Here is a 12,410-nt window from a genome sequence, read left to right on the forward strand (position 1 = left end):
CAAGCCTCGTAAATGTCAGCCACACGGCAATGCTGGGAGAGTGTGGTGTAGGGTGGTTCCGCCGAGCCTTTGGAATGGGGGCGAAGGTCATCGAGTTCTAGTGGATTAACTAACCACTTGAAGCTAGAACGGGAACTCGGGGTATTGAGGATGGGATGTGCGCATAGAACTGAGCGGAACGAACGAGACCTCTACCCGTCGTGGTTTAACCCACCGCGTAATTGAAGATATAAGGTAACCGCCGAAGTTCGAATAGACGCGGGATAGAGGAGTCGGAGGAGGCCATAGTACTGTTGATGATGAGGACAACATAACCTCGTCGGAGAGAAGGGCCTCTGCTTCTGTCATGCTATTTTTTGTAGGAGGCATTACGTGATTGCGAAAGCTGAAAACACGTCGCTAGAAAGAGTGCGAGTACTGCAACGAAAGTTATACCTAGCAGCCAAGACGAATCCAACACGGAAATTCGGCATGCTGTATGACAAGGTGTGTCAGATCGATGTGTTATGGATGGCCTACAAGCAAGTCCGAGCCAACAAAGGTGCCCCAGGCATCGACCAGCAGACTTTTGAAGTCATTGAAAAGGAAGTTGGAGTTGGGTCATTCTTGGCTGAAATCCAAACAAAACTCATGGAAAAGAGGTACACGCCTCTGCCGGTCAAACGGGTGTACATCCCCAAGGCTGACGGAACGCAAAGACCTCTAGGCATTCCCGTTATCGCAGATCGTGTTGTTCAGGCAGCGGTGAAAATTGTTATCGAACCTCTTTTTGAGGCTACCTTCAAGGATTGCTCGTATGGCTTCCGGCCTCGGAAGAATGCACAACAAGCATTGCGGGAAATCTACAAGTGGCTGAATTTCAAGTGCCACTGGGTGGTAGATGCGGATTTGAAGTCGTACTTTGACACAATTCCGCACGATAAATTACTGCTGTCCGTTCGAACCAGAGTCATTGATCGCTCGGTTGTAAAGCTGATCGAGATGTGGCTTAAAGCTGGAGCGATGGAAGAGATGAAAATCCGGAAGGAGACGACCGGTACGCCGCAAGGGGGAGTGATTACTCCGCAAACAATCTGGCAAACTTCTGCCATATGTTTTGTCTGATCCTGCTTCCAGGCTGGTATCATTCCCGGGATTCACCCGAAAAACCACCACAATTTCATCACGATAAATTTCTATCCGTTTCACCAGCGCACGCAGAATTTCTCGCTTCATCAGAAAATCGTCCGTACTCAGGCGTTCCGTGACCGCAGCAGCAAAATCCTCCACCCGGTTAACCAGTAGCAGCAACTCATGCTGGTTCTCTGTGGCCTGTTTCACCTTCACTCTCTGGCGCGCAAGTTCCGCCAGCCTGAGCGTCATCACTCTGATCCGTGGTTCAAAGTCTGTTTTGCCAATCAGCCCTTCGGCAAAACTATCAATCAATCGGGACCGCCCCACGTTTAGCTGATTTTCTTGCTTTTTCAGACGCTCAGCATCTGCGGTCTGTCCACTGTGCTCTGACGCCTGCGTTAGACGCTGCTCATATTCTTTTTTCAGCCGTTCCGGCTCAGACAGCAGCGCAATGACCTGTGCCCAGACCGTTTCATCCAGCATGGATGTCCTGACCTGTTTATTGTCACACACCCGAATGCCCCCAAAGCGGTAAGCATCCGTCCCAGTACAGTGGTAATAAGAATACTGCGCCCCCCTTTTGCCGCAGATTTACTGACTTTTTTGCCATAATACGCATAGCGACAGTGGCCGCACACAGTCAGCCCCTGTAAGAGATAAGCGGCTCCCCGGCGCCCCTGTCGTGCATGTCGGCGGTTTTCTTCCAGCTGTTCGTTGACCGTCAAGAAAAGAGCGCTGTTGATGATGGCAGGCACAGGGATCCCGATGCCGTCATCCGGCTTACTTCGTATTACTGAATAACCGTTCTTGAGGATATCTGCACTGTTGCGCGCTGCTCTCACCCGGGGACGGGGGGCGCAGTTTTTCGTTTTTCCGAACACAGCAAGTCCTTTGTAAGCGGGGTTCTTTAACATGCCCCATACCGTACTGCGGTCCCAGCCGGGTTTGCCGGTGGCGCTTTCTATGCCTTTCTCAGCCAGACGTCTGACCACACCGCCTAGACTCAGGCGCTCTATGCCAGCCCAACTAAATATCTTCCTGACCACGGAGGCTTCATGAAGGTTGACAATATACTGTGCGGGTGTCCCGTCCGGCTGCCTGCGGATATACCGATAACCGTAAGGTGCACCGGAAAGGACACCGACATTACCACAGCGTGCACCGTGAAGCTTACCACGCCGGTTGCGCTCCATAATCTTTGCCCGCTCATATTCAGCAAACATCCCCTGCATCTGCAGAAGCATCATGTCTTCCGGCGTGTCGCCGGGGTGTGACAGATAAAGATAACCTCCACGCCGCAGGCGCTGAACTCTTCCATCAGCAGAGCCTGATAGGCGTATTTACGGTCTAGCCTGTCGGGCGACAGGATGTACAGGCATTCAATATCGCCTGCCGCCGCGTAGTCCCTCAGGCGCTCTAGTTGCGGGCGGATAAGTGTAGCACCGCTGACACCATCATCGATAAAGAGCATGGCGTCAGGCAACACGTGGCCGTCCTCACGGATGCGGTCCTTGATTGCTGCAAGCTGACTGCCGATGGTGCCATTTTTTACCTGTTGCCCGGAAGAAACGCGGGCGTAGAGTGCGACCAGTGCCTTGTTCATAACATTTTGCTCCGTCTAGCGGTTGAGCGGGCAGGAGCCCGGTGAGGTTTGGCCTGGGCCTGGTCGTGAGGGGTAAGCACGTGGTGGTTAACGGGAGTCAGCTGTTCATAAACATCCGTCAGCTGGTCGTCAGAAAACCGGCTGGGCTCGAAAGTGATACGTACGTGTTGTGAAAATGGCTTCGGTTTCATTGCTGAGGGTCACTCCGTGTGCCGTTATCAGTCTCAATAACGAGGGAAAACTCAGTGATGCTCCCATCCGGATGACCAGACTTGAGGCAGCGCCGGTGAAAACGCAGGCCCCAGCTTACGCGAAAGTTTGCACTATTGTTTGCGGAGTAATTTCTCCCTTGCTCGCTAATCTCTACCTGCACTGGCTTGATTCGACGTGGGAGAAAAAGGCGTTCGGTAAACGTCCGCATGATGCTCATATCGTGCGATATGCCGACGATTTTGTGATTTTGTGCAGCAAGCGCCCGGAGTTTTATCTGGATCAGGCCAAGAAAGTCTTAGACCGACTTGGGTTGACGCTTAATGCCAAGAAAACGCGGATAGTTAATGCCATGAAAGAGCCGTTTGACTTTCTAGGTCACAGGTTCGCAGTTCAACCATCGAAAGTGACGGGCGAGTTGAAGACCTTTTACTATCCGACTCCCAAGGCTATGAAGTCTGTTAAGCAGAAAATCCGTGATGTTGTCCGAAAAGGGCAGCACTGGGATTGGCCCACATTGGTGAAAGAAAAGGTAAACCCGATTCTTCGCGGATGGGGAATTACTTCAAGACAGGTAATTCAAGGAAGCATTTCTTGAGCATAGCGAATTACACGATATGGACACTCTGCATCATGTTGCGGAAGAAGCACAAGAAACGGGGTAAGGGGTGGAGGGACCACCCGCCGTCCTGGTTCTACGATTACCACGGGCTGTTTAAGCTGTACAGCCTGTCCGTAACCGGAGATGAAGGGAGTCGGTATGCCCGACCTGTGCCGTCGTAACGCTGTGGAAAGAAGACAGTCGGAAAGCCGTGTGCGGGAAAACTGCAAGCACGGTTTGACGAGAGGTCGCTGGGGAGATGATGTCAAACCAGAGACCTACTCTACGAGGGGTTCTCCGTTTTGATGACAAGACAATTTATCGAGGTAAAAATGGAACAACGAACAGAAGCCTGGTTTGCTGCAAGAAGCGGCAAAGTGACGGCCAGCAAATTGGCAGAGGTGATGGCAAAAGTCAAAACCGGCGATGCCGCAACGCGAAAAAAATACAGGGCCGAGCTGATTTGCCAGCGTCTGACGGGGAAACGGGGAGACACCTTTGTCACGCTCGATATGAAGCACGGGACGGCACTGGAACCCGTCGCCCGTGAGGCTTACATCTTGCGTGAATTTGCAGTAGAAGTCACGGAGGTCGGTCTCGTCGACCACCCCACTATTGAGGGGTTTGCCGCCAGTCCCGACGGACTGGTTAATGAGGATGGCCTGATCGAGATTAAATGCCCCAGAACCTGGACGCATCTGAAAACGATAAGAACAGGTGTACTCGAAAAAAAATACCTCCTGCAAATGCACGCGCAAATGCTGTGTACGGGGCGTCGATGGTGTGACTTTGTCAGTTATGATAATCGACTGCCTGACACATTAGCCTACTTCAAAAAGCGCATTCACTTTGATGAAGCGCTGGGCAAGGAAATTGAAACCGAAGTGCGCAAATTTCTGCAGGAACTTGAAGATGAAATCGAACAGATTAAAACGTATGCCAGAGTAGCATAAGGATAAATTTCCTACCGGAAAAACATTTCTTTTCTATTATGATAGTCTTGATAGAGAAGACTGTTTATCGTTTACGTTTTGATAAATGTCTTTCATTGCATTGAAAAAGGAGATGATATGATCCACGATGGAATAAAGTCTGAAATATTTTTTACTAAGTTAAATAAAGTGCTGCGCCCCACAGGACCCGTTGCCACCCTTAAGCTGCTTTTTGGTCGAGAAAGACAAATCGATGATCTGGAACACGCTTTATACGCAACCGGACGTCATGCGTTTATTTATGGTGACCGGGGGGGCAAAAGTTCTTTGGCTCAAACCGTGGCCGGAAAGTTACAGGAAGGAAAAGAATGTATATTAGTGGGGTGTGAAACGACATCAACATTACAGTCAGTGATAAGTGATATTATGTTAAACGCCTTACCAAAAGATAAACAATCAGGACATGAGCACAGGTGGAATATTGGGGTTCAACTGGGAGGCTACGGGGCTAACATAGCGAGAACGCATAAGAATTCATCACAACATACTGATATAAGCACTGTCTCCTCTGCGGTACATGCATTACGAACGTTAGAAAAAAAACACTCAAAGCGCCCTTTCATTGTTATTGATGAATTTGATCAAATTGGATCTCAAGAAGAACGCGCCCAATTTGGTGCTCTTGTTAAACAACTCGGAGACCGCGCTTCTGAAGTAAAGCTTATCTTCACGGGAATAGGCGAGTCGTTAATGTCATTAATCGGGGACATAAATCGAGTGAGCGTCAACTACACCAAATTAAACTTGAGAATTTATCCTGGAACGGCCGATTTGCTATCATTGATAACGCCTTTTCAGAGTTTAATGTAACCGTTGATGAAACGGTGAGAGTAAATATCCCCGGCAAAGCCGGGGGCTTTAATTATTAGCCCCTAGAAGAAACCAACAAACCTTGAACCACCTGAAGGCGGTCATTACATCCTAAGCTTCAATTGTTCATAATGATTGTCTTGTTTTTCTTGGTATCGAATGTAAGCTCGTATCAGCTCTTCGTTCAAACCCACTGTAGATACAAAGTAACCTCTAGCCCAAAAATTCTCACCACTATAATTCCGGACTTTACCCATAAACCGTCGTACGATTGAGATTGCACTTTTTCCTTTTAGATAACCCATTACATATGACACTGAATATTTCGGCGGAATACTTATGCAAATATGGATATGATCAATCATCAAATGTCCTTCAATAATTTTGCATTCCTTCTGACTTGCTAACTCGTGAAACATCTCACCGAGATGCTTTCTAATTTCACCAAATATTGTTTTTTTACGGCCTTTCGGGATAAAAACAATGTGATACTTACAATCCCATTTCGTATGGCTAAGACTCTGGTAATCTTTCATTTGAATTTCCTATCTCTTGGTCGAGATAGAAGATTCGGGTGACCGCACCACACGGTCAAACCTTACGGAGTCCCCCGGCAAAGCCGGGGATTACCTAATTTTATTTAAATTGGCCGGCTTGAGTGATGGCTTCCCGAGCTATATTCATTTGATGTGTGAAAAAATATTAACAGTAGCCCACTTATCAAAGAAAAAACATAAGGTCATCGATTTTCCGCTTTTTATTGCCGGTTTGAATGATGCGATTAAGTCTGTGGCTGAAACATTACGTCACGACTATGCTTGGGCAACCGAAGGGAGAGAAGAGTCATGTAAACATATTCTTTGGGCTATCGCAGATACGGCAGATCTCATTAGACATAAAGCGCATATTATCGAGTCCTATCACACTGTGTGCCAAAATATTCCGACAGACAGGGTTACAGAAGAGAACTTTAATCGAAAATTTTTAGCCTTGCGTAGGGAAAGTCACGGTCAAATCATCATCCCAGGCTTAGGTAAACGTCCCTCCTGGTATCGTTTCAGAGAAAATATGCTGCGGGGATACATAAGAATGCTGGCGGAAGCGCACGGTGTCCCGTTAGATTTTCAACGTTACCGTGTGGCAGGAGAACATTCCGCCTTCGCTATGGGTAAATACAGTCGTTACACACCGTTAACCTCTACTGAAGATAAAGTTGCACACCTGCGGGGTGATGATGAAAAAAGTGAATAATACTGAGGTACAAGTTGCTAGTTACAAAATGAGGCGGCTCCCGCTGGGTAAACACCTAATATGACGCCAAGGCACCTTAAAACCTTACGCAAGAGGTAACCATTGTCTGAAAGGTCATTAAACGACAACCCAAATAGGTGTTTAGCGAAAATTTCGCTAATAAATATTCCCTCTGTCAACGCTAAAAATCGACATGAATATTCAAGAATTTATCAGTCATTATAAAAACCACCCCGTTCTGTTTATAGGTACCGGCTTTAGCTTACGTTACCTTAAAAATGCCTATAGCTGGGATGGGCTATTATCAAAGATTTCCTTGGAGTTAACCGACAATGCTGAATTCTATTATGATCTCAAAGCGTCCTGTATGCTATCTGGTGTTTGTCACTTTGATCGCCTGGCGACAAAATTAGAAAAAGAATTTAATCAACGTTTATCTAAAGAGAGAGACGGTAAATTTAAAGAGATTAATACTGTTTTTTATGAAAACATGAAAAAAAATATTAAATTAAGTCGATTTAAAATATACATTTCATCCCTATTCTCTCAATTGAAGATAAGAGAAGAGCGGCAGGAAGAAATCAGTGACCTGATTAAAGCAAGGAAAAATATGGGTTCTGTTATAACAACCCACTACGATGGATTGATAGAGAAGTTTTTTAATTTTACCCCATTAATAGGAAATGACATATTACTCAGTAATCCCTACGGGTCAGTTTACAAAATTCACGGGTGTGCCCAAGACCCTTGCAATATCATCATAACGCATGAAGACTATGCCCATTTTAATAATAAATACGAATTAATCAGGTCTCACCTGCTTCCTTTATTTATCCATAATCCCATAGTATTTATAGGTTATAGCATAAGCGACCAAAATATTAAATACTTACTTAAAACGGTGTTTTCCTATGTGAATGTGAACACTGAATTAGCGAAGAGAATTCGTGATAATTTTTTATTGATTGAATATCAGAAAGGGACCGACTCGATAGACATCACTGAACATGACATAGAAATAGAAGGTATGGCAACGATACGGATCAATAAAATCAAAACGGATAACTATAAAGCAATTTATGACGCCCTGTCTCGTCTTGTTCTTCCTGTCTCAGCAAGGGATATCAGGAAAGTACAAAAAGTGTGGAACACAATAATAAGCGGCGGAGAAATTAAGGTAAAAATAACGGAAAACATCGACGATCTAAAAAATGAGGAGAGGGTTATTGCTGTTGGTTCAGAAAAAACCCTCTCCTATGAATTTCAAACGAAATCTGAGATGAGGCAAAATTATTTCAGTATCATTGATGAGGCGAAGGGTAAAATGGTAGAGTCATTGAATAAATAAAAAATGCAATCTAACCCGTTTTTTTCTGTTTTTGCATTTAGCGCTATTTGTTCTTTTCTGGATAATGTTGACTGTTTAAAAGCACAACAACTTAAAAAAGTCAATGAACATTTTCAACGTATAGAGCAAATCTGTAAAAATAGCCCTACCTCCCTACGCGCCATTTTATGTGATAACGCTATCTCTGACGCTAGAAAAGAAAATTGTATCATTTATAGCGTATATCGTGACCAGATCCCACTCAACGAAGTGAGAGAACATTTATTATCCTAAAAAAAATGAGACGCCTTACCGTAGATTACTGTGTCTTTATGATTATAAGATATCAAGTCAAATCCAAAGCGCCCGTTGAGCATTAAAACCCTATGGAAAAGTGGCATGAAGATAACGCCACTGAAAAAAGTGATCGTCTACCGGATGAAATACGCGTAGAGTTGCCTGTCGATAATATCGACGCCACATTGTAGAGAATAATCACAGGGAGATTGCGCCGTGCCTCAGGTACCGAACCCACATGATGCAACATTTAGGAAGTGCATGAGCAATGTTAACGTTGCCCGTGATTTCCTACAGTTCCACTTACCGCCTGAAATCAAGGAGCAATGCGATTTTTCTACGTTGAAGATCGAACCGGGTTCATTCATTGAGCCGAATTTGAGACAACATTATTCTGACATTGTTTATTCACTCAAAACGAAGGAGGGTAAGCGTTGCTACATTCATTGTCTCATCGAACATCAAAGCACGCCAAAAAAATTAATGGCTTTCCGCTTGTTCCGCTACAGTATTCCCATCATGCAACAGCATCTTGACCAAGGCCATGACGAGTTGCCGGTGGTAATACCGATCCTCTTTTATCATGGAGAAACAAGCCCTTATCCCTACAGTATGGATTGGCTGGATTGTTTTGCTGACAGAGACTTAGCACAAAGAGTCTATTCTCAGCCTTTTCCTTTGGTGGATGTGACCACGATACCCGATGAAGAAATCTTGACTCACCGCAGTGTTGCTCTTCTTGAATTAGTACAAAAGCACATTTATGCGCGTGATATCATAGTGATAAGTCAGTCTATTGCACATTTACTGAATACGGGTTATACAGAGAGTGAACTGGTTAAGACATTAATGTATTATATTGCTCAGAGAGGAAAAACAGCGGATACACCGCAATTTTTCAAAACGATTGTGGAGCACGCACCGACTTACAGTGAGGACATCATGACGATTGCACAAGACTTGAGAAGAGAGGGCCGTGAGGAAGGCATGCAACAGGGCATGCAACAGGGCATGCAACAGGGCATGCAACAGGGGAAAAAACAAGCTGCCCTAGAATTTGCTAAAAAACTTCGTGATGACGGAGCAGATAGAGATACGATTAAAAAATATACTGGTCTTTCTGACCAGGATCTTGGCACCTCGCTACATTAACTGTGTTGTAGTGCCCGTTACTTGAACAGGCTGAACAATGCTCCAGCCACAGGGAATGTTCATTGTAGATGTTGAACACGCCTAACCAATACCGCATACGCAAGTAGTGCGGTTTTTTTACGCCCATAGCGTGTAATGGTCAGATAGTGAACAACTATACGCCTTCAATAAAACTATAACAGGGGCCGTATAAGTTGATTGTAAAAATTTACACTAATATATTGATATTAAATAATATTTACTGGTCAAGTAAATCATGTTACATGGCTCCTGCTATAAATTCACCTTTAGCCTGCCGTCTTTGTGACTGTTTCAAAGATGGGATGGTATTCGTTAATTTTGTTAATAGAAGCAAAGCCCAACCTCCCGCTGCCGAAACATCAAAGCTTAATTAATCTTCTGCTCCGGTAACGTACCGGAGGTCATTAATCGCAATTCACTTGCAAGGAATTCTCCATGTCAAATGTCATCACTATCTATCAACAGGTAAAAATGTCTAGCCGTGAAATTGCTCAACTAACGGGTAAATAACATAAACATGTTCTCGATGATTGTCGCAAAATGTTCACATCGATCAACATTCAATCGGCCGAGTTTTCGGCTGATTATAAAGACACCAGTGGTCGCACCTATCAAGAGTATTTGCTTGACCAGGATTTAACCATGACACTGGTCATGGGTTACAGTATTCCACTTCGCCATAGAGTTGCCACGCGCTGGCGAGAGCTGGAAGAGAAAGCAACGCGGCCTGTCTGCATATTACCTAATTTCGAAGACCCCCCTGTTGCGGCTATGGCATGGGCAGAGCAGTTTCGTGAAAAAACCAAGTTGGCTTTAGTAAACAAAGAACAGGAAGCGGAATTACAGGAGTTGAAAAACCTGTTTAAGGAAGGAATAACGACGACTCAGTTTTGCAAAATGCTCAACGGTATTAACACACAACAGATTAATCACTGTTTAGCGGACAGAAATTGGCTTTATAACGAAAGTAAATCCCATATCCGCTGGCGTGCAACCTCTTATGCACGTGACCGATATCTAACGGAACATCAACATAAAATCAGCATTCATAGCGGTGATGACTTTATCAAGTACCAACTGGTTTTATTGCGCAAAGGGGCAATCCGATTATTTGACCTCTACCGCAAAAATAAGCCGCCGATGAAAACCCATTGGGACGGGCAATTCACCCACGCCAAAGAACTCAACATTGCGTAATAAATCATAAACCAACGGAGTCATACACCATGAAAACATAACATTCACAATAAATTGCAAGATAGTAACGGCGACCCCAATCGCCTTCCCATATACATACTAACCCTAGCGCTAACAGAGATGGAATTCAGCCACCCCTGTCAGCTAACCACCATAACCTCTCACGGAGGCTACAATGGCTCACCTCGATATTACCCAATTTCCTGAATTACGGGAAGTGTTTCCTGAGTTAACGACTGTTCAATTTGAAACGGCGATGCTTTTCGCGTTAGGCGTATCACAAAAAGACATCGCTTTATTACGCTCGGTATCCTATCCCGCAGTGAAACAGACGTTGGCAAGTGCAAAACTCAAATTTGAACTGTATTCTCTGCATGGTCTGTTTACCGTATTTCATGTCCGCCTTGCGCTTTTTGCTTTGAAGGGATGTAGAAAGCGATAGCGTTTAGCATGATAAAAATAGAAAAGATAGTCTCTCTTGTGGAGACTATCCCATTTTATTTTTCTAATTAGACTTTCGCACTGACTAAGTAATTTACCCTCTCCTAAATGGGCGTCATTCACAATGAAGGGACTGAATGGAGTTAGGACAGATGATGAAAAAAATAGCAAAGGTATCACGCTCATTACCTCTGACAGCTATGATGGAAAACAGTCAAGATGTTTGGGGAATAAAAGACTGTGACTCACGCTTTATTTATACGAATCGTGCTTTTCTTGATTTTTTAAATGTGCCACACGGATTTTATGTAATAGGACGACGTGATGATGAACTTCCTACGTGTATTGCAGAATTTGCTTTAATAATTCAAAAACTGGAAAGAGAGGTTATAAAAAGCGGACAGAAAATTACCCTCATTAAAACGCATTTCTTTGGTCGTGAGCAGAAACTGCAACCTTATTTATACGAAACCTTTCCGTTGCATAATAAAAGAAATAAATGCATCGGCACCGTTTTTTATGGCAGAAAATTGGCTATTATTTCACTGCCTCACTACGTGGGCAAGCTGACGGCCACGCTATTATTTGAACCTCCCTCGACTCTCTTCACACAATCTGAATTGAGGATAATTTTTTATTTATTACGCACGATGAGTGCCAAGGAAATAGGTAAGAAATTGGCACGTTCTCATCGCACAATAGAAAATAGAATTCGTATTCTATACCAAAAAGCGAAAGTGCATTCATTGCTGGACTTTAAACATTTTTGTCATCAAACCGGCTTTGACCGCACTGTTCCCCACGCGTTTATACGCCCCGGGATACAGTTTATTGAGTAGGAGGTTTTCTTATGAGCAACAGACAGAGCAGAGCGAGAAAACGAGCGTTAAAAGATAAGGTCTTGGAAGCTAAGCGAAATGAAAAAAAATTGGTTTACTCGATTAAGAAGTTGGTTTAAAAAGAGAAAAAAGCCTACACATCGATTGCCATAAAACCATTTTATTGCTTCTTCGAAAAATAATGCGTTTAGCGAAGGGCTTCGTCTTATCAATACAAGTGGAGTACTTACATATTATCTCTAAAAAAAGGAAGCGTTATGTTACAAGACGTGATGAAAGAACCGTCAGAGATGATTTATATTGGCGCGATACTCCACCAAGCACTTGAAACCTTTGCCGCGTCTGTCAGCGCTCATTGTGGATACAGTATAACTGCAGCTCATTTTGCTCAATACCTTATCGACCATTATGGTGAAATAGCCAAAGACACGATTATTGCCACATTGAAAAATTGAAAATGGATTTTATTACAGAATAAATAAAATAGCCTTCTTCATCAAGGCTATTTTTATTGGATAAATTTTATATGATTGCCTCATTATTCGACCTATAAAGA

16 protein-coding genes are annotated in these 12,410 nt (G+C 44.1%); 13 read left to right on the forward strand and 3 right to left on the reverse strand.

Annotation, left to right across the window (positions count from 1 at the left end; all coding sequences use genetic code 11):
- Positions 1–630 precede the first annotated feature (630 nt).
- A complete protein-coding gene (locus CCS41_RS16355; RefSeq protein WP_240313883.1) occupies positions 631–1,104 on the forward strand; it encodes a reverse transcriptase domain-containing protein in 474 nt (157 codons plus the stop codon).
- Between the two features lie 431 nt (positions 1,105–1,535).
- On the opposite strand, the gene CCS41_RS15985 is transcribed toward CCS41_RS16355, so the two are convergent.
- Together CCS41_RS15985 and CCS41_RS15990 are read right to left on the reverse strand one after the other, a co-directional pair.
- Entirely contained in the window at positions 1,536–2,360 is an 825-nt protein-coding gene (locus CCS41_RS15985; RefSeq protein WP_205411472.1) for a recombinase family protein, read from the reverse strand.
- Positions 2,357–2,716 carry a recombinase family protein gene (locus CCS41_RS15990; RefSeq protein ID WP_205411473.1) on the reverse strand — a complete coding sequence of 120 codons (360 nt, stop codon included), beginning with the start codon at positions 2,714–2,716 and terminating at the stop codon, positions 2,357–2,359. The genes CCS41_RS15985 and CCS41_RS15990 overlap by 4 nt, the downstream gene beginning before the upstream one ends.
- 175 nt (positions 2,717–2,891) lie before the next feature.
- On the opposite strand from CCS41_RS15990, the gene CCS41_RS02820 reads away from it, so the two are divergent.
- The 4 genes from CCS41_RS02820 (at position 2,892) to CCS41_RS02830 (ending at position 5,329) form a co-directional block, all read left to right on the forward strand.
- On the forward strand, positions 2,892–3,524 hold the full coding sequence (locus CCS41_RS02820; RefSeq protein WP_205411474.1) for a reverse transcriptase domain-containing protein: 633 nt from the start codon (positions 2,892–2,894) through the stop codon (positions 3,522–3,524).
- Entirely contained in the window at positions 3,521–3,709 is a 189-nt protein-coding gene (locus tag CCS41_RS15995) for a hypothetical protein (RefSeq protein ID WP_205411475.1), read from the forward strand. The genes CCS41_RS02820 and CCS41_RS15995 overlap by 4 nt, the downstream gene beginning before the upstream one ends.
- A gap of 150 nt (positions 3,710–3,859) precedes the next feature.
- A complete protein-coding gene (locus CCS41_RS02825) occupies positions 3,860–4,480 on the forward strand; it encodes a lambda exonuclease family protein (protein WP_119797709.1) in 621 nt (206 codons plus the stop codon).
- 78 nt (positions 4,481–4,558) lie between these two features.
- Positions 4,559–5,329: an ATP-binding protein gene (locus CCS41_RS02830; RefSeq protein WP_162859970.1), complete on the forward strand. Its 771-nt coding sequence runs from the start codon at positions 4,559–4,561 to the stop codon at positions 5,327–5,329.
- Between the two features lie 104 nt (positions 5,330–5,433).
- Here CCS41_RS02830 and tnpA read toward each other — a convergent pair whose 3' ends face one another.
- On the reverse strand, positions 5,434–5,865 hold the full coding sequence (gene tnpA, locus CCS41_RS02835; protein WP_119797021.1) for an IS200/IS605 family transposase: 432 nt from the start codon (positions 5,863–5,865) through the stop codon (positions 5,434–5,436).
- Positions 5,866–6,016: 151 nt separating this feature from the next.
- On the opposite strand from tnpA, the gene CCS41_RS02840 reads away from it, so the two are divergent.
- The 8 genes from CCS41_RS02840 to CCS41_RS02870 all read left to right on the forward strand — a co-directional run bounded on the left by CCS41_RS02840 (position 6,017) and on the right by CCS41_RS02870 (position 12,309).
- The gene (locus CCS41_RS02840; protein WP_205411476.1) at positions 6,017–6,580 is read left to right on the forward strand and encodes a hypothetical protein; all 564 of its coding nucleotides are present in this window, start codon (positions 6,017–6,019) and stop codon (positions 6,578–6,580) included.
- Between the two features lie 193 nt (positions 6,581–6,773).
- Positions 6,774–7,928 (forward strand): SIR2 family protein, encoded by a 1,155-nt coding sequence (locus CCS41_RS02845; protein ID WP_240313827.1) that lies wholly within the window; start codon positions 6,774–6,776, stop codon positions 7,926–7,928.
- Between the two features lie 3 nt (positions 7,929–7,931).
- A complete protein-coding gene (locus tag CCS41_RS16360; protein ID WP_240313811.1) occupies positions 7,932–8,201 on the forward strand; it encodes a hypothetical protein in 270 nt (89 codons plus the stop codon).
- Positions 8,202–8,420: 219 nt separating this feature from the next.
- Positions 8,421–9,356, forward strand: a complete 936-nt coding sequence (locus CCS41_RS02850) for an Rpn family recombination-promoting nuclease/putative transposase (RefSeq protein ID WP_119797177.1) — start codon at positions 8,421–8,423, stop codon at positions 9,354–9,356.
- A 561-nt stretch (positions 9,357–9,917) separates the two neighbouring features.
- Positions 9,918–10,574 carry a phage antirepressor KilAC domain-containing protein gene (locus tag CCS41_RS02855; RefSeq protein ID WP_240313828.1) on the forward strand — a complete coding sequence of 219 codons (657 nt, stop codon included), beginning with the start codon at positions 9,918–9,920 and terminating at the stop codon, positions 10,572–10,574.
- Between the two features lie 175 nt (positions 10,575–10,749).
- Complete coding sequence (locus CCS41_RS02860; RefSeq protein WP_119797178.1) at positions 10,750–11,016, forward strand: transcriptional regulator; 267 nt, start codon at positions 10,750–10,752, stop codon at positions 11,014–11,016.
- A 136-nt stretch (positions 11,017–11,152) separates the two neighbouring features.
- Positions 11,153–11,854 (forward strand): helix-turn-helix transcriptional regulator, encoded by a 702-nt coding sequence (locus CCS41_RS02865; RefSeq protein WP_240313829.1) that lies wholly within the window; start codon positions 11,153–11,155, stop codon positions 11,852–11,854.
- Between the two features lie 257 nt (positions 11,855–12,111).
- Positions 12,112–12,309, forward strand: a complete 198-nt coding sequence (locus tag CCS41_RS02870) for a hypothetical protein (RefSeq protein WP_119797179.1) — start codon at positions 12,112–12,114, stop codon at positions 12,307–12,309.
- Positions 12,310–12,410 lie beyond the last annotated feature (101 nt).

Origin of the sequence: Candidatus Fukatsuia symbiotica (genome assembly GCF_003122425.1) — a bacterium.
Taxonomy (GTDB): Bacteria; Pseudomonadota; Gammaproteobacteria; order Enterobacterales; family Enterobacteriaceae; genus Fukatsuia; species Fukatsuia symbiotica.